The following is a 22,325-nucleotide window of genomic DNA, read 5'->3' as shown; positions in this document are numbered from 1 at the left end:
GCTGCCCAAATCGCCACATATCCTATAGGATTCCTCGCGACAGTCCCGCCCACCGCAGCAGATCGGGTCCTCGATGCCACGATTCACCGAGTTCGAGACGTACGACGTCCGCTTCCCCACGTCCCTGGACCTTGACGGCTCGGACGCGATGAACACCGACCCGGACTACTCCGCGGCGTACGTCATCCTGCGCACCGACGCCGGCGACGGGCTGGAGGGGCACGGGTTCGCGTTCACCATCGGGCGCGGCAACGACATCCAGACGACCGCGATCGAGGCACTCCGCGACCACGTCGTCGGGCTCGACCTGGACGCGACGCTGAACGACCTCGGCGGGTTCTGGAAGTCGCTCGTGCACGACTCGCAGCTGCGCTGGCTGGGCCCCGAGAAGGGCGTCATGCACATGGCGATCGGCGCGGTCGTCAACGCGGTGTGGGACCTCGCCGCCAAGCGGGCCGGCGTACCGCTGTGGAAGCTGCTGTCCGACCTGACGCCGGAGCAGATCGTCGACCTGGTCGACTTCCGGTACCTGACCGACGCGCTCACCCCCGACGAGGCGCTGGACATCCTCCGGTCGGCGAAGGCCGGGCGTGCGGAGCGCGAGGCGGTACTGCGCGAGCGCGGGTACCCGGCGTACACGACGACGCCCGGCTGGCTCGGGTACGACGACGCGAAGCTGGTCCGGCTCTGTCACGAGGCGGTCGCCGAGGGGTTCACCCAGATCAAGCTGAAGGTCGGCGCCGACCTGGACGACGACATCCGCCGGATGCGGCTGGCCCGCGAGGCGGTCGGCCCGGACATCCGGATCGCGATCGACGCCAACCAGCGCTGGGACGTCGCCGACGCGGTCCGCTGGGTCGAGGCGCTGGCGCCGTACGACGTGTGGTGGGTCGAGGAACCGACCAGCCCGGACGACGTCCTCGGGCACGCGGCCATCGCGCGCGCCATCGCACCGATCCGCGTCGCGACCGGCGAGCACGTGCAGAACCGGGTCGTGTTCAAGCAGTTGCTGCAGGCCGAGGCGCTGTCCGTGCTGCAGCTCGACTCCGCGCGGGTCGCCGGCGTGAACGAGAACATCGCGATCCTGCTGCTGGCCGCGAAGTTCGGCGTACCGGTGTGCCCGCACGCGGGTGGGGTAGGACTGTGTGAGCTGGTCCAGCACCTGTCGATGTTCGACTACGTGGCGGTCAGCGGAACACTGGACGACCGGGTGATCGAGTACGTCGACCACCTGCACGAGCACTTCCTGGACCCGGTCGTGATCCGGGACGGGCACTACGTGGCGCCGGTGCGGCCGGGGTTCGGCGCCGAGATGGACGCTGAGACCCTGACCGACTTCCGGTATCCGACCGGCAAGATCTGGACCGATCTGAACAAGGAGCACAAGTGACCGATTTCGACGGCCTGCGCGCAGTAGTCACCGGCGGCGCTTCGGGCATCGGCCTCGCCGCCGCCTCGCTGCTCGCCGCCCGCGGCGCCCGGGTGGTCGTCTTCGACCTGAAGCCGGAGGTCGACGAGCCGCTGACCGGGATCGCCGCCGACGTCACCGACGACGGCTCGGTCCGGGACGCGGTCGCCGCCGCGGCGCTGCAGCTCGGCGGGATCGACATCGTGGTGAACAACGCCGGCATCGGCGCCCAGGGCACGGTCGCCGCGAACGACGACGACGAGTGGCACCGGGTGCTGGACGTGAACGTCGTCGGGATCGCCCGGGTGACCCGCGCCGCGCTGCCGTACCTGCGCAAGTCGGACGCCGCCGCGATCGTCAACACCTGCTCGATCGCCGCCACCGCGGGCCTGCCGAACCGGGCGCTGTACTCCGCGAGCAAGGGCGCCGTACTGGCCCTGACGATGGCGATGGCCGCCGACCACGTCCGCGAAGGGATCCGGGTGAACTGCGTGAACCCGGGGACCGCGGACACCCCGTGGGTCGGCCGGCTGCTGGACGTCGCGTCGAACCCGGAGGCCGAGCGGGCCGCGCTCGAGGCCCGGCAGCCGATGGGCCGGCTGGTGTCCGCCGACGAGGTCGCCACCGCGATCGCGTACCTGGCCAGCCCGCTGTCGGGGTCGACCACGGGGACCGCGCTGGCAGTGGACGGCGGGATGCAGAACCTGCGGCTCCCGGCGGCCGGGAAATGACGTCGCGGTTCACGCTCTTCCCGGACGGCCAACGGGTCGGACTCGGCGGCGCCCCGCTCGGCAACCTGCTCGGCGAGGTGAGTGACGCCGAGGCGACCGCGGCCGTGAACGCCGCCTGGGACGAGGGCTGGCGGTACTTCGACACCGCGCCGCACTACGGTCTCGGGCTCGCCGAGGAGCGGCTCGGGGTCGCGCTGCGGGACAAGCCGCGGGACTCCTATGTCCTGTCCAGCAAGGTCGGGCGGATCATCTACTCCTCGGACACGGCGGCCACTGATGACGAGGGCTTCGACATCAATACGACGCGGCGCCGGCGCTGGGACTTCTCCCGGGACGGTGTACTGCGGAGCATCGAGGACTCGCTGCGCCGGATCGGGACCGACCGGCTGGACGTCGTGTTCGTGCACGACCCGGACGATCACTACGAGGAGGCGGTCGCGACCGCGTTCCCGACGCTGGTCGAGCTTCGGGACCAGGGCGTGATCCGGGCGATCGGGTCGGGGATGAACCAGACGGCGATGCTGACCCGGTTCGTGCGCGAGGTCGACATCGACGTGATCATGCTGGCCGGCCGGTACACGCTGATCGATCCGGACGGTCTGGACGACGTACTGCCGGCTTGTGTCGAGAACGACGTACAGGTGGTTGCTGTCGGCGTTTTCAACTCCGGTCTGATGTCGCAGCCCCGTCCGGCGGCCGGCGCCACGTTCAACTACGAGCCTGCCGCGCAGTCCCTGCTGGACAAGGCGAACAAGCTCGCGGACCTGTGCGAGGCCCACAACACCACGCTGCCTGCTGCGGCGCTGGCGTTCCCTCTCGCACATCCGGCCGTCGCAGGAATCGCGGTCGGTTGCCGCACACCCGAAGAGGTTCACACGAACGCGACACTGGCCCGCACCGAGGTCCCGGCCGCTCTGTGGTCGGACCTGAAGTCGTCGGGCCTGCTTCGCGAAGACGCACCCACGCCGTAGGAGCTGCCTCTCCTCCTACTCCGTCCGCGTAGTGCGGGACGCCAAGTGGAGGGCGAGGCGCTCGTCGGGGTTCGTGAGGTCTACGCCGAGTAGATGCTGGATCTTGGCGATGCGGGCAGCTGCGGTGTTGCGGTGGATGCCTAGTACTGCCGCGGTCTCGGCGAGAGACGACTCGGTGTCCAGGTAGACGGCCAGTGTGGTGACCAGGTCACCAGGCTGGTCTTTGATCGGCGCGAGGAGGGCCTGCGCGGCGGGCTGGAACGTGTCGGTGCGTGTCCAGGCCAGCAGCAGCTGCGCCAAGCCCAAACGATCCACATGCAGGAAGCGACCGGTCTCCGCACGACCACGGGCCAGACCGGCCGCGTCACCAGCCTCGGCGAGGGTCGTGGCGATTCCACTCGGACCAGGCTGCACCCGGCCGACACCGACGTACGCGTCGACCGTCGGGACCAGACGACGCTGCACCCGGCGGATAGCGGCCGCCTGCTCCTGTACCTCGGTCGCCGTCGGCTCACTGACCGCGGTGATCCACGCCGACCAGCCCTCCCCCTGCTCGACCACGACAGCCCGCAGCCCCTCCGCGTCGAACGCCTCCACCACATCGCCCCAGCGGCCGGCGACATCTACCGGACCGTCGGCACCGATCCGGATCCCCGTGTGCCAGCCGTCGAGCTGCCAGCCCAGATCGACCGCACGCCGCCGCGTCGCCTCCGACGGCTCGCCGTGCAGCAGCTCACCGAGTAGCGACGTACGTTGCCGCGCGTCTCGCTCCAGTTCCAACCGCCGCAGTACCAACTGCTCCCCCACGGCCGGTGCGACGACGCTGAGCACCTCAGGTACGGCGGCAACCTCGGCAGGCACCACGCCGGGCAACCGAGCCACCAACCAACACACCGGCCCGACGCTGAGCACGGCCACCGCGATCAGCACCGCACCACTCGGCAAATCAACCCGGTACGGCGCCGCCCACGCGACGGGCACCCGTGGCAGTGCAGCGACCAACGCAGCCCGATCAATCGACTCCAACGGCTCACCGGCGAGCGTGCCACCGTCAGCTCCAGCCAACGTGATCGGCCGACTCAGTACGCCGGATGTCGTCCGCAGTACCGAGGTCAGATCAGCGTCTGCTCGTCGCAGTGCCGACACGGCCCGCAGTACCAGATCCGATCGCACCACTTCGGGCTCGCTGGTGACGCGCCGCAGATGCTCATGCGCCGCCAGCGGATCCGGACAGCCCAGCACCGGCAGCTGCAGACGTTCTGCCAGCAGCTGCGCTCCACGCCCCAACGGCTCCACTCCGGCCAGCAACAACGCGGCAGCCCGCGCTGCGGCCGCCCGACTGATCAGGGCGTCGATCCGCCAGTCGGTGTGGTCATTTGCGAGCAATACGACGAGCATCTGCCCGTCCATGCGTTCCGGGTGCTCAGACACCTCCAGCACAACCCGGGACCCGATCAGCCGCGGCCCCGGATCCGTGGGACCACCCAGCACCACCACCTCCCGCCAACCGGGTGAGGTGAGCATCGCCACCAGCGTGGGGCCGGTCATCACGACTCCCGTGAACGAGTCATGAGGCCTCCAGCAGGCGCGGGTCGCAGCCGAGTCCGAACGCCCGCGGGCCGACATGCGTGATGCGGTCCGGGCGGCGCCACCAGGTCGGTCCGGGGAGTGCGAGGACCAGCACCTCGTCGCCAGTACGCACCGCGTCCACGGCGATCGGCTGCAGGGTACGGCGGTCCAGTACGCACAGCAGGTCCGGCGTACTGACAACCGGCGTGCCGTCGACGAGTGCCAGGAGGTACTCGTTCTCGGTCTCGATCCGGATCACCGCCCGGCTGCCGGAGTCGACCACGCAGACGCTCCCCCGACCGAACGCAGCCCCACCGTCGGTGATCAGGTGCCGGGCGACCTCGTCGACCCGACCACTCGCCAGCACCCGGCCACCGAGGTCAGCGGCGATGACAGCCGGCGTCGCACCGGGATCCAGGGCGGCGTGGGCGCGACCGAGCGTCAGAGCCCGCGTCAGACTTCCCTCCACCGCATCCGCCGTCGCAGCGTCCACTGCGGTGGGCGCCAACGCCAGCACCGCCCACCCACCGGTCTCCGCGACGAAGCTGCGGACAGCGCGTTCCAGACCGGCCGCGTCGACGTTGTCGACCACGATCACCTGCCCACTCGGCTCACTGAGCGCGCACGGCGTCAGCGACCGTCCCGCCACCGCCCACGAGAACTGGTCGAGCCGCGGCAGCGCCCGACCCATCAGGTCGGCATCCACCACCGGGAGGTCCAGATCGAGCGCGGCGATCAGCGGAGTCAGCCCGTTGAGCCCACCGGCCTCCAGCGACATCAGTCCGGTCACTTCCGCACCGGTCCACCGGCTGACCGCCCGGACCGCCGTCTCGAACTCGCCACCGCTCGGCAGCTTCTCCATCAAGACGCTGGTCGCACCGACCACGCCGATGGGGCTGACCGACACACCGGGTACGTCGGCCGCGTCCCGCAGTACCAGCTCGCCCGCGCCGAGGCGGCGTCGCAGCATCCGGCCGAACGCACCGGTGTCACCGCCACCGCCGGAACCGAGCAGCGTGACGCCGACGACCAGCGCCTCCAGATCCTGCTCCCGCACGACCGTGCTCATGAGCTGATCCTGCCACCGCGGACCTGCAGCACTCATCAACCGCGCCAATTCGGCCCGGCCGACCGCTGCTCAGGCGTGGAGCGCCCGCAGCGCCCGAGGTTGATGAGTGCTGGACGTCCGGGGTGGAGCCCCGGCCCACCGCGGAGGGGTTTCAGCACGGTGGGCCGAGGGTCAGGGGGTGGCGACCAGGTTGTCGCTGCGCAGCTCCACCGGGCTGAACTCGACGTCGAGCCCGAAGCAGGACGGTCCGAACACCGCGAGCGCCTCGGGCGTGCGCATCAGGTCCGGGGTGGAGATGCCGACCACGGTCACCCGCTGGCCGTACCGCAGTCCTTCGGTGGTGATCGGTTCGGCGGTGTCGGCTTCGAGCACGCAGATCAGGTCCGGGACCGTGCAGACGATCTCACCGTCGACGACCGCGAGCAGGTTCTCGTTCTGGAACCGCAACTCCAGCTCCGACGAGCCGTCGTACGTCGTGAACCGGGCCCGGCCGCGCGCGAACCCCTCGACGGTACGCCGCTCGACATCGATCACCTTGCCGCGGAACAGCACCCGCAACTCGTTGTACAGCGTCGGCGCCAGCGCGGCCCGCACCGCCTCGATCGGATCCTCGTGCGCCGCCCGCGCCTCGCGCACAGCCCGCCCGATCGACAGCCCGAGCGACAACGTCCGCGGTACGGCGGTCCGCTTCACGTCGGCGCCCGTCATCGAGTACTCCGCGATGTGCGCGACCCCGCCGAGCCGGATGGTGATGCCGCGAGCCAGCCACTCCATCTGCTTGTTGTCCGTGGCGGTGTCGATCACCACGGTCTCGTCGTGCTCGCCGGCGATCGCCATCGGGGACCCGGGCACGCCGTACACCGAGAAGGTCTCCATCTGGAGCTCGGGGAACGCCCGTCCCATGCCGTCGGCGTCGACGACGGGCAGACCGGTCCGGGCCGCGACGAGCAGCGGGATCATCGAGTTGATCCCACCGCACTCGATCGGCATCGTCGCGTCGGCCGTTCGCCCGAGATGATTCTCGAGCGCCCGGAGCGCGCCGACCGGTTCGCTGCCGCGCGGGATCTTCTCCACGATCACCGTCGGCGCGCCCATCTGCGCGGTCGGGATCACGAACGCGTCGTCGTCCAGCTCGTCGGGATCGAGGACCGTGATCGGTCCGTGTTCCCGGATCGCCTGCTCCACCAGCAGCCGCCCGATCAGCGGATCACCGCCACCACCGGTCCCGAGGATCGCCGCGCCGCGAGCGAGGTCCCTCAGGTGCTCGATGCCGAGTTGCCAGCTCATACGGTCTCCAAGGCGCGGATCGGGTCCAGGTCGTAGCCGAAGTACCGCGGGCCGACCAGCTCGATGCCGGCCGGCGAGTGCCAGCGTTCGTCGGCGGGGGCGGCGAGCACGCTGACGCGGTGGCCGTAGCGCAGCGCCTCGGTGGTGATAGGTTCACCGGACTCGGTGTCGAGCACGATGATCAGGTCCGGCGTGGTCACCACCGCCGTACCGTCGAGCTCGGCCACCAGGTGCTCGTTCTGGAACCGCAGCACCATCAGCCGCCCGTGCGACGCGTCCAGCCCGTCGACCGCCGCGTCACCCCGGGCGAAGCCGGTCGTCGTACGGCGTTGCACGTCGACGACCTTGCCTACGTGCAGCAGCCGCCCACCGAGCTCGTCGACCACGGCCGCGACCGGGTCGGAGTGCGTACGCTGCGCCTGCTCGATCGCGCGGCCGATCGTGACGCACTTGCTGAGCGTCCCCTCGACGAACGACCCGCGCACCTCGGCGCCGGTCATCGCGTAGAGCGAGACGATCGCCGAGCAGCCCATGTCGATGGTCGCCGACCGCGCGAGCCGCTCGGCCCACTCGTTCGTGACCGTGTCGAACACGCCACGGTTGCCCTTCTCGTCGACGATCGCCATCGGCGTCGCCTCGATCCCGGCGAGCGTCGGCAGCACCATCTGCAGCTCGGGGAACGCGCGGCCCATCCCGTCACCGTCCACCAGCGGCAGCCCGAGCTGCGCCGCGGCGATCACCGGGACGGTCGAGTTCACCCCGCCGGCCTCGATACAGGCCAGGTGGGTCGGCGTCTTCCCGACGTACTTCGCCAGCGTCTGCACGGCGACCGAGATCTGGTCGGCCGACGGGAGCTTCTCGATCATTACGGTCGGCGCGCCCATCATCGCCACCGGCAGCACGCACGCGTCGTCCGGAAGGTCGCCGACGGCAACGATCTCCACCGGCCCGTGCTCCCGCAGCGCCTGCTCCGCCAGCAACCGCCCGATATGCGGATCGCCACCGCCACCGGTGCCCAGCACGGCGGCGCCGCGAGCGAGCGCGCCGAGGTCCTCAGCCCGCAGCTTCATCGCCACCACTCCACCCCGGACGCCCAGCCCATCACAATCGCGGACTCCGCCACGCGCCCCGCGTAGGCGATCGCCGAACCAGGGATTGTGATGGCCTGCAGATCCGCGCTCATCGGGTCTCTCCCAGTCGCAGGTCGCCGACCGCCTTGCAGCGGATCCGGGTCGCGTTGCCGGGCAGGTACGGGATCGGGACCTCGTCGAAGTCGACGATCCGCACCGCGGCGGGGTCGGCACCGGCCGCGACCGCCCGATCGACGGCCTCCTGCCGTGCCTCGTCCACGACCGCGTCCCGGCGGCCCGGGTCGATCGCGTACACCCGGTCCACCTCGCCGCCGACCTGCGCGATCGCCGCGCCGATCGCGTTCGCCACCGCGAAGTTCTCCGGCCGATGTACGGCGAGACTCCCCGGCAGATCGTCCGGGAGCAGGATCGAGCCACCACCGACCGCCACCACCGGCAGCGGGTCAGGCGACGTCCGCATCCGCTCGACCGCGTCCGCGATATCCGCGGCGACCCGTGCCAACGCGGCCTTCACCAGCGTCGGATCGAGGTCCGCGACAGCGTCCGTGGAACCGACCTCGGCACGCCCGGCCGCGACCGCGATGTCCGTCGCGGTCAGCGTCTTGCCGCCGAAGACCAGCGCTTCCTCGGTCAAGCGATACCCGACCGACCGCGGACCCACCGACACGTGACCGTTGCTCTCGGCCACCAAGCTGCCACCGCCGATCCCGATGCTCAGCACGTCGGGCATCCGGAAGTTCGTCCGGACGCCGGCCACGTCGACCTCGGTGGTAGCCTCCCGCGGGAACCCGTGCGTGAGGACGCCGACGTCACTCGTCGTACCGCCGACGTCGACCACGGCGCAGGTGTCCAGGCCGGACAGCAGCGCCGCGCCGCGCATCGAGTTCGTCGGACCGGACGCGAACGTGGCGACCGGGTACCTGCGGGCGAAGTCGACGTCCATCAGCGTGCCGTCGTTCTGGCTGAGGTAGAGCGGTGCGGAGATCCCGTGACCCTCGACGGCGCTGGCCAGTCCATCGACGATCGAAGCGGCGAGTTCGCGGAGCGCGGCGTTGATGATCGTCGCGTTCTCCCGCTCCAGCAGACCGATCCGGCCGATCTCGTGGGACAGCGAGATCGCCACGTCGTCACCGAGCTCGGAGCGCAGGATCTCGGCCGCGCGGAGCTCGAACTCGTTGCTCACCGGCGAGAACACCGACGAGATCGCCACCGAGCGGACGCCGTGCGCGACCATGTCGCCCGCGTGCCGGCGCAGCTCGTCCTCGTCCAGCTCGGCGATGTGCCGGCCGTCGAACTCGTGCCCGCCGTGCGCCAGGTAGCTGCGTCCACTGATCGCCTCGACCAACCGCTCCGGCCAGTCCACCAGCGGCGGCAGCGACGCGGTCGCCGGCAGTCCGAGCCGCAGCGCCGCGGTCGGCGCCAGCCGCCGGGCCTCGATCAGCGCGTTGATGAAGTGCGTGGTGCCGATCATCACGGCCTGCACCTGCGCCGGGTCGAAGGATCGCTCCGCCTGCAACCGGTCCAGGGTGTCGATGATGCCGGCGGTCACGTCCGCACTGGTCGCCGACTTGTTCGCCGCCAGCACGGTGGTGCCGTCCAGCAGCACGGCGTCGGTGTTGGTGCCACCGACATCGATGCCGATACGCATTCCAGATCCTCCCGTTGAGTGCCTGAGCTGGGATGTGAGGTTGTCAGTTGGTCGCCGGTACGGCGTTCACGCCGGCCGGCTCGCTGTCCATCGTGCGGCTGGTCCCGACCCCGCGGACCAGGCCGAGCTTCCCGGCGACGACGTACGCGCCGAAGCCGACGATCAGCGAGTTGATGCTCGGCAGGCCCCAGCCGACGTACTTGCCGATCAGGGCGGCGCCGATCCAGATCACGATCGTGGCCGGCACCCAGGTCGGCGCGGTCGCGGGGAGCGCGCCCTCGGCGCGGGTCGCGTCCAACTCGGGGCGCCAGCGCTTCACCACGAAGTACTCCGCGACCATGATCCCGGCGATCGGCGGGAACGCGACGCCGAGGACGATCAGGAAGTCGGTGAACTTGTCCAGGATTCCACCGGCCGCGAGCACGCTGCCGGCGACGCCGACCACCAGCGTGACGACGGCCCGGTTGACGTGCCGGCCGAAGACGGTGCCGATGAAGTTCACGATGCCGAGGCCGGAGCTGTACAGGTTCCAGTCGTTGATCTTGATCGTGCCGAGGATGATCACCAGCGTGCCGACCCAGCCGACCGACGAGGTGACGATGGTGATCACGTTGGCCGAACCAACGGCATGCGCGAGCAGTACGCCGACCAGGCCGATCACGTACTCGCCGAGGGTGATGCCGAGGACGGTCTGCTTGACCACGTCGCCGACGCTGCGGTTGAAGCGGGTCATGTCCGGCGTGATCACCGCACCGACGATGAAGCCGCCGGCCACTAGCGTCGTCCCCTGCAGCAGGCTCAGGTGCGGACCGGGCGGGGCCGAGTTCACCAGCGAGCCGAGGCTGTGGTCGGACAACTCGCTGATGATCGACCAGCCGACCAGGACCAGGAAGGCCGGGACGGTCACGTACGCGACCCAGGCCATCGAGTGGAAGCCGCGGAGCACGACGAGCGTCACTGCGAGACCGAAGACGAGCGACCAGCCCCAGGTCGGGAGGATGCCGACCAGCTGGCTCAGACCGGCCGCGGACACCGCGGACTGGATCCCGAACCACCCGATCAGGCTGATCCCGATCGCGAGGCCGATCAGCGACGAGCCGGCCTGGCCGAAACCGGTCCAGCGCGCGATCACCGAGGTCTGCAGGCCCTCACGGGCACCGATGACACCGATCAGGATCGCGACCAGCTCGAGGATCACAGCGCCGAGCGTGAGGGCCCAGAACGCGGTCCAGAAACTCATCCCGAACCCGAGCGTCGCGCCGAGCAGGAACTGACTCAGCGCCGAGATCTGGCCGAACCGCTGGGTCGCGACGGACCACCACGAGTACCTCGCCTGTTCCGGGACCCGGGCAAGCGCGTAGTCGTCGGCACCAACAGATGAACCGGCCATGGGAGGACCTCCAGCCCTGGGATTTCATCGAAAGTACGACGGTTGTCCCGCAGCCTCACCGTCCAGTGTGCACACTCGCCGGACGCCGACTGTGCAACCTGCCCTACTCTTGGTCGCGATGGCTCGTCGCTGGCACAGGCACGGAGCGCGACTGCTCCGCATACTCGGCGTACTCGTTGTGGTCGCCGGAGTGTTCGCCATGCACGGCCTCACCTCCCACCACGATGCGGCCATGGCCATGCCTGAGTCACCGATGGTGATGGAGCACACCGACCAGGCTGTCCTGCACGTCGACCCGGCCGACGAGATGCCGGGGATGGGCGGAGCGTGCCTCGCGATTCTCACCGGTCTGGTCCTGTTGCTCGCGTTGTCGCTGGCCCTGCGCAGCCTGCTGGTCTGGCGGGCCGTATGGGTGCCGGCCGCGGGTACGTGGCTGGCGGTGAGTGAGCGGTCGCCGCCGTGGCGGGCGCCGTCGTTGTCGTCGTTGGGTGTACTGCGGATATAGGCCGGCGTGCGCCGCACTTCGCCGTACCCAATTCTCGACACACCCAAGGAATGTGATGACGCACGTCTACCGTACGACCGCGGTCTCGGCCGCTCTGCTCGCTGCCGTCTTCGGCATGGCCGGCTGTGGGGACTCCGACGCCGGGGGCAGCCCCAGTACGCCGGTTGCCACGTCGGCGGCCGCTTTCAACGACGCGGATGTGGCGTTCGCGACGCAGATGATCCCGCACCACCAGCAGGCCGTCGAGATGGCCGACCTGGCGTTGCGGAAGGCAACGACCGCTGAGGTGAAGACTCTCGCGACCGCGATCAAGACGGCCCAGGCCCCAGAGATCAAGCAGCTGTCCGGGTGGCTGACGACGTGGGGCGAGCCGGTGCCGACACCCGGTGAACACAGCGGGCACGACATGTCCGGGTCGATGACCGGGATGATGACGCCGGAGGAGATGAATGACCTCGACAAGGCGTCCGGCACGATGTTCGACCGGATGTGGGTCGACATGATGATCAGGCACCACCAGGGCGCGGTCACGATGGCCAAGACCGAGCAGACCGGCGGCCAGGACGCCCCGTCGATCGCGCTCGCCAAGAAGATCCAAGCGGCCCAGACCACCGAGATCGCCACCATGCAACGCCTCTTGGGCCGCCTCCCGGCCGCCTGAGAAACGCTTTACGCCGGGGACGTCAGGCCGGATTCCAGCTGACCTGGAGTCCGTCCCGGCGGCCGATCTGTTCCACCCGGTCGGCGACGCGGGCGCTCTGCTGTTCGAGAGCACCCGCGTCGTCCGCCTCGACCCGCAGGATCAGCTGCTCCGGCGTCGCCCGAACCGACCAGGTCGCCGTACCGAGGTCGATGACCAGTTCCTCCGCCGACGTGGACACGACCCGCAACCCACCCGGCCTGTGCGACAGATGACTGGTGAGCTGCGCGAGGTACCGGTCCGCACGCGACGTTCCGAGACGAGCTTCGACAACGGGCATCATGATCTCCTTTTTCGATACATAGTGTCTCGATCATAGGCAGATCGTCCAGCTAGAATCCTGTCATGCCGAAGCTGTGGAACGACACCATCGCCACCCACCGGACCGCGGTGCGGGAGGCGGTCCTCGACGCGACCGCCGCGGTGGTGGCCGAGCGCGGGCTGACCGGCGTGACGATGGCCGAGGTCGCGCAGCGCGCGGGAGTCGGGCGGGCGACGCTCTACAAGTACTTCGCCGACGTCGACTCCATCCTCACCGCGTGGCACGAGCGTCAGGTCGCGGACCATCTGGAGCAGTTGTCCGAGACCTGGGAGCGGACCCACCGCATCGACGACGTACTGGAGGCTTATGCCTTCATCTGTCACGAGCACCCGCCATCCGAGCCGGCCGCCTCGCTGCATCGGTCCGAACACGTGACGCGAGCTCGTCAGCACCTGGTGGACTTCATCGCCGAGCGCCTCGGGGACGTGCGAGATGACGTGCCGCCGAAGGAGTTGGCGGCGTACTGCGTCAACGCCTTGCACGCCGCAAGCGCCGTACCGTCGAAAGCGGCGGTACGGCGCCTTGTGGCGGTGACGCTGACCGGATTACGCGGTCAGGCGCTTCGGTGACAGGTCGAGCCGGCGCAACAGTTGCGCGTTGAGCGCCACCACGATCGTAGAGATCGACATCAGCAGCGCACCGACAGCCGGCGAGACGACAACCCCGGCGAAGGCGAGCACACCCGCGGCCAGCGGGACCGTGATGACGTTGTACCCGGTCGCCCAGACCAGGTTCTGCCACATCTTCCGGTAGCTCGCCCGCGACAGTTCGATCACCGACAGGACCGCCCGGGGGTCGTCCGCGGCCAGCACCACCCCGGCGGACTCGATCGCGACGTCCGTGCCGGCGCCGATCGCGATCCCGACCTCGGCCCGGGCCAGCGCCGGCGCGTCGTTCACGCCATCACCGACCATCGCGACCTTCAGCCCACGCGCCTGCAGTTCGGCGACCTTCGCGTCCTTGTCCTGCGGCAGCACCTCGGCGAACACCTCGTCGATCCCCAGCTCGGCAGCCACCGCGGCGGCCACCTGGTGCGCGTCACCGGTGATCATCGCGACCTTCACGCCGCGCTTGTGCAACGCAGCGACTGCCTGCCGGGACTCCTCCCGAACCTCGTCCTCGAGCGCGACCGCACCCAACACCTCACCATCGCGAACGACATGCAGCACGGCGGCCCCACGCGCCTTCCACTCGGCAACCGCAGTCGCCAGCGCACCCCGCTCGGCCAGCCCGTTCTCCCGCAGGTACGCCGGTCCGCCGACCGCGACCTCCGCGCCATTCACCAAAGCCTGTACGCCGCGCCCGGTGAGCGACCGGAACTCGGTCGCCACCACTCGCCCGCCACCAACCGGAACCCGCTCGGCATGCGCCCGCACGATCGCCTTAGCCAACGGATGCTCGCTGTCCGCCTCGACAGCCGCCGCCAGCCCCAGCAGTTCGTCCTCCGACAACGCGCCCACCGTGGCGACTCCGGTCACCGCCGGCTCACCCTTCGTCAGCGTGCCGGTCTTGTCGAACAGCACCGCGTCGATCGTCCGCATCCGCTCCAGCGCCAACCGGTTCTTCACCAATACGCCGGCCTTCGCCGCGCGCTCGGTGGAGATCGCGATCACCAGCGGGATGGCCAGCCCGAGGGCGTGCGGGCAGGCGATCACCAGCACCGTCACGGTCCGTGTGACGGCATCGTCGAGCTCACCCAGCAACGCCCAGACCACGAACGTGATCACGCCCGCGATCGAAGCGAAGTAGAACAGGAACGCGGCCGCCCGGTCCGCCAGCGCCTGCGCACGGGACGACGACGCCTGCGCCTCGGCCACCAGCCGCTGGATACCCGCCAGCGCGGTGTCGTCCCCGACCGCCGTGATCTGCACTCGCAGAGCGTTGTCGGTGGCAACAGTTCCGGCCACGACCCCGTCACCGACGGCCCGCGACACCGGCCGCGACTCCCCGGTGATCATCGACTCGTCGACCTCGGCCTGGCCGTCAACCACGGTGCCGTCCGCCGGCACGCGTCCACCGGATCGCACCAGTACGACATCGCCTGCCTGCAGTTCGTGCAGCGACACCTCGACAACCCCGTCGTCGGTCACCTTCTCCGCGGAATCCGGGAGCAGCGCGGCCAGTGCATCCAGCGCACCGGACGCGGCACCGAGCGCCCGCATCTCCAGCCAGTGCCCGAGCAGCATGATCACGATCAGCAGCGCGAGCTCCCACCAGAAGTCCAGGTCGAACCCGCCGATCTTCAGCGTCGTCACCCACGAGGCGACGAACGCCACGGTGATCGCCATCGAGATCAGCAGCATCATCCCGGGCCGCCGCGACTTCAGTTCCGCCCAGCCACCGGTCAGGAACGGGCGCCCGCCGTACAGGAAGATCACCGTCCCGAGCACCGGAGCGATCAGCCCCGACCCCGGAAACTCCGGCGGCATGTAGCCGAGCAGATCCGCAAACATCGCACTGAAGAACACCACCGGCACCGCCAGCCCCAAGCTGACCCAGAACCGATCCTTGAACTGCGCCGCATGATCCCCATGCCCGCCATGACCCTGATGTCCGTCATGACCCTCGTGCCCACCGTGCCCACCGTGCTCGTGGTGCTCGTGCTCGCTCATACCCGAGAACATACCCCTAGGGGGTATCAGAAATCAAGGCACAAGAAAGCCCCGCCACCGGTGCAGGTGGCGGGGCTTTGCCGATCGACTACAGCGGGTCGATGTCGGTGAGGGTTTCTGGGGTCAGTTCGAGCCAGCGGGTGATGCCTATTTCGCGGAGGAACGGTACGTCGTGGCTCGCGATGATTAGCGCGCCGTTGTAGGAGGCGAGGGCGTCCTTCAGTTGGGCGATGCTGGCCAGGTCGAGGTTGTTGGTGGGCTCGTCCAGCATGAGCAGCTGCGGTGGAGGCTCGGCCAGTAGAAGCGCCGCGAGAGTCGCCCGGAAGCGTTCTCCACCGGACAACGTGTGCACCAACTGGTCCGCAGCCCGCCCGCGGAACAGGAACCGCGCCAGCCGCGCGCGCCGTTCCTGGTTCTCCGTGCTCGGCGCGAGCAGCGCCAGGTTGTCGACCACCGACAGGTCGTCCCGCAGCAGATCGAGCCGCTGCGGGAGGTACCGGAACGGCACCAGCGGCGACTCCCCCGTCACGATCGACTGCAGCAGCGTCGTCTTGCCGGCACCGTTCGGCCCGGTCAGCGCGATCCGCTCGGGACCCCGGATCTCCAGGTCGACGTGTGCCCCGGTCCGCAGTACGTGATCCTCCAGCCGCAACACCACGCGACCGGCAGGTACGGCGGTCTGCGGCAGGTCGACCCGGATGGCGTCGTCGTCGTGGACCTTGTCCTCCGCGTCGGCCAAGGCCTCCTGCGCCGAGTCGAGCCGCTCCGACTGCATCCCGAGGTGCTTACCGGCCGACACCTGCGCCGACCGCTTCAGCCCACCCGCGATGATCTTCGGGATCCCGCCCTGCTCGAACGCCCGCTGCCCACGGGCCTGGCGCTGGTCCATCTTCCGGCGCGCCTCGATCAGGTCGCGCTTCTGCTTGCGGACGTCGGCCTCGGCCGCGCGCAGCATCCGCTCGGCCGCCTCCTGCTCGACCGCGACCGCCTCCTCGTACGCCGTCAGGTTGCCGCCGTACCAAGTGACCTCGCCCTTGCGCAGATCCCCGATCTGATCGACCCGATCGAGCAGCTCCCGGTCGTGGGACACGATCAGCAACGCACCACGGAACTGGTCCACGGCGTCGTACAGGTGCCGTCGCGCCCGCAGGTCGAGGTTGTTGGTCGGCTCGTCGAGCAGCAGTACGTCGGGACGCCGCAGCAGCTCGGCCGCGAGTCCGAGCAGGATCGTCTCGCCGCCGGACAGCTCGCCGACGTTGCGGTCGAGACCGATCGCGCCGAGACCGAGTTTGCCGAGCAGCGCCTCGGCGCGTTCGTCGACGTCCCAGTCGTCGCCGACGATGCCGAAGTTCTCCTCGGAGGCGTCACCCGATTCGATCGCGACGATGGCCCGCCGTACCGCGTCGATGCCGAGGGCCTGGTCGACCCGCAACGTGGTGTCGAGGGTCAGGTCCTGCGGCAGGTACCCGAGCTCGCCGCTGACCCGGATCGCCCCACGCTGCGGGGTGAGCCGGCCGGCGATCAGCCTGAGCAACGTCGACTTGCCGGCGCCGTTGCGACCGACCAGCCCGGAGCGCACCGGACCGGCGACGAACGTCAGCCCGTCGAACAGCACCTCGCCGTCGGGCCAGGCGAAGAAGAGGTCGGTACAGGACAGGGAAAAGCTCATGAGTTGTCACTCCAACTGAGGTCTCGGACGAGACCGCGCACCAGAACGGTGGCGATCGATCGATGAAGGCGAGAGCCTCAGTTCGACAACTCGAACCCCTGACGTCGGGAATGTGACAGCTGAAGCTTACGGATCCGGCCCGGCCCGATCAACCGTTTTCCGATCGTTTGCGCCAGGCAACGACCACGAGATCGACCAGAGCGACCACGGCGAACAGCCCGAAGACGACCACCCATCCGGTCGGCAGGTCGTACGCGACCGCGAGCGCCGTACTCACCGCGAACAACACCACCCCGAACGCGGACAGCACGATCCGCAGCGTCAGCGCACTACGTGGCGGAGGCGGTTCGTACATACCTCCTGTGTACGTCTAGGGAGCTTTGCGGAGCCAGGTTTCGACGCCGGCGATGTGGGCGGTCATCCAGGCGCGGGCCGCCTCGGCGTCGCCGGACTCGATCGCGTCCAGGATCGCGGCATGTTCTGCGAGGGTGCGCTCGACAGCGCCGCCCTGCGTGACACCGCGCCAGATGCGGGCCCGCTGGGTCGCGCCGGAGATGCCGTCGAGGAGCGAGCAGACGACCTCGTTGCCGGTCGCCTCGGCGATGCCGCGGTGGAACTGCAGGTCGTTCGCGACCAGTTCCTCGACCGAGGCGTCCGGCGCCAGGTCACTGGTCAGCAGCCGCAGTTCGGTCACCTGGTCCCGGGTGATCCGGGTTGCCGCCAGCGCCGCGACGCCGGGCTCGAGCAGGCGGCGTACCTCGAAGAACTGCAGGACCGAGTCGTCGCGGTGCAGGTCGACCATGAAGTTCAGCGCGTCCAGCAGGTGCCCCGAGTCGAGGCTGGTGACGTAGGTGCCGTCGCCGTGCTTCACGTCGAGCACGTTCACCAGCGTGAGCGCCTTGACCGCTTCGCGCAGCGAGTTCCGCGACAACCCCAGCCGGGCAGCGAGGTCCGCCTCCTTCGGCAGCCGATCCCCCGGCCCCAGTTCCCCCGAGGTGATCATCCCCTTGATCTTGACGATCGCCTCATCCGTCAGTGCCATCTCGTCAGTATGCCCGCCGAGCGGACCGCGGCAGCGGTGTTCGGCGCGCGGGAACGGATGAAGGCCAATCATGCCCGAGTGGACTGATTTGTAGCGTGACGTTGGCCACACGAATGTTCGATGGTGAACGTCACAGGGGGCGAGTGCGCAGCTGCATACAGTGCACATCCAGCGCCCATCCACGCTCAGCCGAGGACCTGATGAGGACCAGCTGAGAACGCCGGAAGTCCACCACTGCAAGGACTCCCGTAGCCGCGGCCGCTGCTCTCTCGTTGATCCGGCGGTGAGAGCCGGGCGTGTGGGCTGAAACACCTTTGTGGGCAGTGTTTCAGGCGCCGATGGATCCGGCCGCCGGGGCCCGACCACTCGACACACTGGTCCGATGGTCCCGAGCTGTGGAAGTGGTCCGCGTGCTATTAGCCTTTGCTTGGGACACCACCCATAACATCAGGATTAGCACCCGCGGTACCGGACCGAAATCGGAAGAGGCGAACTGCCCAGTGGCCACCGAGCCATCAGACACAAATCCCCTAGCAGCCTTCGGTGCGAACGAATGGCTGGTCGACGAGCTGTACGAGAAGTACCTGCAGGACCCGACATCGGTGGATCCCGCGTGGTTGGACTTCTTCAAGACGTATACGCCAGGTGACGCGAAGCCGGTGAACACCACCCCGGCCGACGCTCCCCGGCCGGACGCGGTGTCCGACAACAAGACGCCCGAGGCGCCGAGCCGCGGTACGACGCCGTCCGCGCCCGTCGCGAGCGCTCCCGCCGCCGCCGCGTCCGCACCTGCCGCGCCCGCCGCCAAGCCCGCGACCCCGGCGCCGGCGCAGGCCGCCGTACCGGCCGCGCAGGCTCCTGCCGCGAAGACGGCGACTCCGACCGGAGGAACGGTGAACCAGCCGCCCAAGGCCCAGCCCAAGCCGGCCGCCCCCGCGGCCACCGACGCCGAGCGGCAGATCCTCCGCGGCGCCCCGGCCCGGACCGCGCAGAACATGGAGACCAGCCTCACGGTCCCCACGGCGACGAGCGTCCGCGCGGTCCCGGTGAAGCTGCTGATCGACAACCGGATCGTCATCAACAACCACCTCAAGCGCGCCCGTGGCGGCAAGGTGTCCTTCACGCACCTGATCGGCTGGGCGCTGGTCAAGGCACTGAAGACGCTGCCGGACATGAACGCGTCGTACGACGAGACCGAGGGCAAGCCGACCCTGGTCCACCCGGCGCACATCAACCTCGGCCTGGCCATCGACATGCAGAAGCCGGACGGCACCCGGCAGCTGCTGGTGCCGTCCATCAAGGGCGCCGAGGAGATGTCCTTCGCCGACTTCTGGATGGCCTACGAGGACATCGTCCGCCGGGCCCGCGACAACAAGCTCGCGCTGCCGGACTTCCAGGGCACCACGATCAGCCTGACCAACCCGGGCACGATCGGTACGCAGCACTCGGTGCCGCGGCTGATGACCGGCCAGGGCTGCATCATCGGCGTCGGCGCGATGGAGTACCCGCCGGAGTACCAGGGTGCGGCCGACGAGACGATGGCCAAGCTCGCGGTCAGCAAGGTGATGACGCTGACCTCGACGTACGACCACCGGATCATCCAGGGCGCCCAGTCGGGTGAGTTCCTGCGCCGGATCCACCAGCTGCTGCTCGGCGGCGAGGGCTTCTACGACGAGATCTTCCAGAGCCTGCGGATCCCCTACGAGCCGATCCGCTGGGCCGCCGACCTCCCGCACAGCCACGAGGAGGACATCAGCAAGCAGGCCCGGATCCTGGAGCTGATCCACGCCTTCCGGGTGCGCGGCCACATCATGGCCGACACCGACCCGCTGGAGTACAAGCAGCGCAGCCACCCGGACCTCGACGTCGCCACCCACGGCCTGACGCTGTGGGACCTGGACCGCGAGTTCGCCACCGGCTCCTTCGGCGGCAGCGACCGGCGGTTCATGAAGCTCCGCGAGATCCTCGGGATCCTCCGCGACTCGTACTGCCGGACCACCGGCATCGAGTACATGCACATCCAGGACCCCGAGCAGCGCAAGTGGATCCAGGAGCGGGTCGAGCGCCCGCACACCAAGCCGCCCCGCGAGGAGCAGCTGCGGATCCTGGCCAAGCTGAACGAGGCCGAGGCCTTCGAGACCTTCCTGCAGACCAAGTACGTCGGTCAGCGCCGGTTCTCGCTGGAGGGCGCGGAGACCACCATCCCGCTGCTCGACGAGCTCTGCGAGGAGGCGGCCGGCGCCGGCCTGGACGAGGTCGCGATCGGCATGGCGCACCGCGGCCGGCTGAACGTGCTGGCGAACATCGTCGGCAAGTCCTACGGCCAGATCTTCCGCGAGTTCGAGGGCAACATCGACCCGCGGACCGTGCAGGGCTCCGGTGACGTCAAGTACCACCTGGGCGCCGAGGGCGAGTTCGTCTCCGAGTTCGGCGACAAGATCAAGGTCTCGGTGGCGGCGAACCCGTCGCACCTGGAGACCGTCGACCCGGTGCTCGAGGGCATCGTCCGGGCCAAGCAGGACATCCTGGACCGCGGCGCGGCCTTCCCGGTGCTGCCCCTGCTCGTGCACGGTGACGCGGCGTTCGCCGGCCAGGGCGTGGTGGCGGAGACGCTGAACCTGTCCCAGCTGCGCGGCTACCGCACCGGCGGCACGATCCACGTGATCGTGAACAACCAGGTCGGCTTCACCACCTCGCCGGCCTCGTCCCGCTCGTCGATGTACTCCACCGACGTCGCGCGGATGGTGCAGGCGCCGATCTTCCACGTGAACGGTGACGACCCCGAGGCCTGCATCCGGGTCGCGGACCTGGCCTTCGAGTACCGCCAGGCGTTCAACAAGGACGTCGTCATCGACCTGGTCTGCTACCGCCGCCGCGGTCACAACGAGGGCGACGACCCGTCGTTCACCCAGCCGCTGATGTACGACCTGATCGAGCAGAAGCGGTCGGTCCGCAAGCTCTACACCGAGGCCCTGATCGGTCGTGGCGACATCACGATCGAAGAGGCCGAGCAGGCCATGCAGGACTTCCAGCAGCGCCTCGAGCGGGTGTTCGCGGAGGTCCGGGAGGCAAAGAACGAGCCCGACACGCCGCCGCCGTACGTCACCGCTCCGGAGTACCCGAACAAGCCTGAGGGCCCGGACGCGACCGCGATCAGCCGTGAGGACCTGAAGAAGATCGCCGACGCGTACACCACGCTGCCGGAGGGCTTCACCGTGCACCCGAAGGTGCAGCCGCAGCTGCAGCGCCGGGCGCACGCGATCACCGAGGGCCCGCTGGACTGGGCCAGCGCGGAGATCACCGCCTTCGGCTCGCTGCTGCTCGACGGCCGACCGGTCCGCCTCGCCGGCCAGGACAGCCGCCGCGGCACGTTCGTCCAGCGGTTCGCCGCGGTCATCGACCGCGTGAACGGCCAGGACTACGTCCCGCTGCAGCACCTGGACGAGGCGAACCAGGGCAACTTCTACGTCTACGACTCGCTGCTCAGCGAGTACGCCGCACTCGGCTTCGAGTACGGGTACTCCGTGGCGCGGCCGGAGGCGCTGACCCTGTGGGAGGCGCAGTTCGGCGACTTCGTGAACGGCGCCCAGTCGATCATCGACGAGTACATCTCGTCCGGTGAGGCGAAGTGGGGCCAGAAGTCCGGCGTCGTGCTGCTGCTCCCGCACGGCTACGAGGGCCAGGGCCCGGACCACACCTCGGCCCGGATCGAGCGGTTCCTGCAGCTCTGCGCCGAGGACGCGATGACCGTCGCGCAGCCGTCGACGCCCGCGTCGTACTTCCACCTGCTGCGCCGGCACACGCTCGGCGAGGAGCACGTCCCGATGATCGTCTTCACGCCGAAGCAGCTGCTGCGGCGCAAGGAGGCGGTGTCGCAGCCGGAGGAGCTGACCAACGGCACCTTCCGGCCGGTCATCAACGACCCGGAGGCGGAGGCGAACCCGGGCGCCGTCGAGCGGGTGATCCTGGCCTCCGGCCGGATCGTGTACGACCTGCTGGCGGAGCGGAAGAAGGTCGAGCCGGACAAGATCAGCACCGCGATCCTCCGGGTCGAGCAGCTGTACCCGCTGCCCGCCGACGAGATCGTCGCCGAGCTGGCGAAGTACCCGAACGCGACCGAGATCCGCTGGGTCCAGGACGAGCCCGCGAACCAGGGCCCGTGGCCGTTCATGGCGCTGAACCTGACCGAGCACCTGGGGGGCAAGCCGTTCTACCGGGTGTCCCGGCCGGCCATGTCCGCCCCGGCGGTCGGCTCGCACGGTGTCCACGGCACCGAGCAGGCCACGCTGCTGAAGCAGGCGTTCAGCTGAC

At 69.4% G+C, this 22,325-nt stretch carries 18 protein-coding genes; 7 read left to right on the top strand and 11 right to left on the bottom strand.

The genetic code is table 11. The features are described 5' to 3' along the window. Positions 1-73 precede the first annotated feature (73 nt). The 3 genes from AC0662_RS37970 to AC0662_RS37960 are packed head-to-tail and all read left to right on the top strand — an operon-like array spanning position 74 to position 3,110. The gene (locus AC0662_RS37970) at positions 74-1,390 is read left to right on the top strand and encodes an L-fuconate dehydratase (protein WP_478306736.1); all 1,317 of its coding nucleotides are present in this window, start codon (positions 74-76) and stop codon (positions 1,388-1,390) included. Continuing rightward, complete coding sequence (locus AC0662_RS37965; protein ID WP_452200024.1) at positions 1,387-2,139, top strand: SDR family NAD(P)-dependent oxidoreductase; 753 nt, start codon at positions 1,387-1,389, stop codon at positions 2,137-2,139. Before AC0662_RS37970 ends, AC0662_RS37965 begins: the two co-directional genes overlap by 4 nt. Next, entirely contained in the window at positions 2,136-3,110 is a 975-nt protein-coding gene (locus tag AC0662_RS37960; protein ID WP_452200022.1) for an aldo/keto reductase, read from the top strand. Before AC0662_RS37965 ends, AC0662_RS37960 begins: the two co-directional genes overlap by 4 nt. Positions 3,111-3,125: 15 nt before the next feature. On the opposite strand, the gene AC0662_RS37955 is transcribed toward AC0662_RS37960, so the two are convergent. The 6 genes from AC0662_RS37955 to AC0662_RS37930 form a co-directional block, all read right to left on the bottom strand. Further along, complete coding sequence (locus AC0662_RS37955; protein WP_452200020.1) at positions 3,126-4,658, bottom strand: PucR family transcriptional regulator; 1,533 nt, start codon at positions 4,656-4,658, stop codon at positions 3,126-3,128. 19 nt (positions 4,659-4,677) lie between these two features. Beyond that, complete coding sequence (locus AC0662_RS37950) at positions 4,678-5,748, bottom strand: DUF917 domain-containing protein (protein WP_478306733.1); 1,071 nt, start codon at positions 5,746-5,748, stop codon at positions 4,678-4,680. A gap of 171 nt (positions 5,749-5,919) precedes the next feature. Continuing rightward, complete coding sequence (locus AC0662_RS37945; RefSeq protein WP_478306731.1) at positions 5,920-7,035, bottom strand: DUF917 domain-containing protein; 1,116 nt, start codon at positions 7,033-7,035, stop codon at positions 5,920-5,922. Further along, on the bottom strand, positions 7,032-8,105 hold the full coding sequence (locus tag AC0662_RS37940) for a DUF917 domain-containing protein (RefSeq protein WP_478306729.1): 1,074 nt from the start codon (positions 8,103-8,105) through the stop codon (positions 7,032-7,034). The genes AC0662_RS37945 and AC0662_RS37940 overlap by 4 nt, the downstream gene beginning before the upstream one ends. A gap of 109 nt (positions 8,106-8,214) precedes the next feature. Continuing rightward, on the bottom strand, positions 8,215-9,774 hold the full coding sequence (locus AC0662_RS37935) for a hydantoinase/oxoprolinase N-terminal domain-containing protein (RefSeq protein ID WP_452200013.1): 1,560 nt from the start codon (positions 9,772-9,774) through the stop codon (positions 8,215-8,217). 43 nt (positions 9,775-9,817) lie between these two features. Further along, positions 9,818-11,164 (bottom strand): purine-cytosine permease family protein, encoded by a 1,347-nt coding sequence (locus tag AC0662_RS37930; RefSeq protein ID WP_452200011.1) that lies wholly within the window; start codon positions 11,162-11,164, stop codon positions 9,818-9,820. Between the two features lie 118 nt (positions 11,165-11,282). Between AC0662_RS37930 and AC0662_RS37925 the strand changes: the two genes are divergently transcribed. Continuing rightward, complete coding sequence (locus AC0662_RS37925; RefSeq protein ID WP_452200009.1) at positions 11,283-11,669, top strand: DUF6153 family protein; 387 nt, start codon at positions 11,283-11,285, stop codon at positions 11,667-11,669. 55 nt (positions 11,670-11,724) lie between these two features. Next, a complete protein-coding gene (locus AC0662_RS37920; protein WP_478306726.1) occupies positions 11,725-12,330 on the top strand; it encodes a DUF305 domain-containing protein in 606 nt (201 codons plus the stop codon). Positions 12,331-12,352: 22 nt separating this feature from the next. Here the strand turns inward: AC0662_RS37920 and AC0662_RS37915 are convergent, their stop codons facing one another. Further along, on the bottom strand, positions 12,353-12,649 hold the full coding sequence (locus tag AC0662_RS37915) for a DUF2218 domain-containing protein (RefSeq protein WP_452200006.1): 297 nt from the start codon (positions 12,647-12,649) through the stop codon (positions 12,353-12,355). Positions 12,650-12,714: 65 nt separating this feature from the next. Between AC0662_RS37915 and AC0662_RS37910 the strand changes: the two genes are divergently transcribed. After that, complete coding sequence (locus AC0662_RS37910; RefSeq protein ID WP_478306724.1) at positions 12,715-13,260, top strand: TetR/AcrR family transcriptional regulator; 546 nt, start codon at positions 12,715-12,717, stop codon at positions 13,258-13,260. Here the strand turns inward: AC0662_RS37910 and AC0662_RS37905 are convergent. From AC0662_RS37905 to AC0662_RS37890, 4 genes are all read right to left on the bottom strand, one after another. Further along, positions 13,237-15,303, bottom strand: a complete 2,067-nt coding sequence (locus AC0662_RS37905; protein WP_478306722.1) for a copper-translocating P-type ATPase — start codon at positions 15,301-15,303, stop codon at positions 13,237-13,239. The two genes, AC0662_RS37910 and AC0662_RS37905, sit on opposite strands and share 24 nt — an antisense overlap. An 88-nt stretch (positions 15,304-15,391) precedes the next feature. After that, on the bottom strand, positions 15,392-16,972 hold the full coding sequence (locus AC0662_RS37900; RefSeq protein ID WP_478306720.1) for an ABC-F family ATP-binding cassette domain-containing protein: 1,581 nt from the start codon (positions 16,970-16,972) through the stop codon (positions 15,392-15,394). 148 nt (positions 16,973-17,120) lie between these two features. Then, entirely contained in the window at positions 17,121-17,327 is a 207-nt protein-coding gene (locus AC0662_RS37895; protein ID WP_452199998.1) for a DUF6343 family protein, read from the bottom strand. 15 nt (positions 17,328-17,342) lie between these two features. Continuing rightward, positions 17,343-18,014, bottom strand: a complete 672-nt coding sequence (locus AC0662_RS37890; RefSeq protein WP_452199996.1) for a FadR/GntR family transcriptional regulator — start codon at positions 18,012-18,014, stop codon at positions 17,343-17,345. A gap of 500 nt (positions 18,015-18,514) precedes the next feature. On the opposite strand from AC0662_RS37890, the gene AC0662_RS37885 reads away from it, so the two are divergent. After that, positions 18,515-22,324 (top strand): multifunctional oxoglutarate decarboxylase/oxoglutarate dehydrogenase thiamine pyrophosphate-binding subunit/dihydrolipoyllysine-residue succinyltransferase subunit, encoded by a 3,810-nt coding sequence (locus AC0662_RS37885; RefSeq protein ID WP_478306718.1) that lies wholly within the window; start codon positions 18,515-18,517, stop codon positions 22,322-22,324. The last annotated feature ends 1 nt before the right edge of the window (position 22,325 follow it).

The sequence above is a fragment of the Kribbella sp. NPDC043289 genome (assembly GCF_056436705.1).
This window is presented reverse-complemented; position numbering and strand designations above follow the sequence as displayed.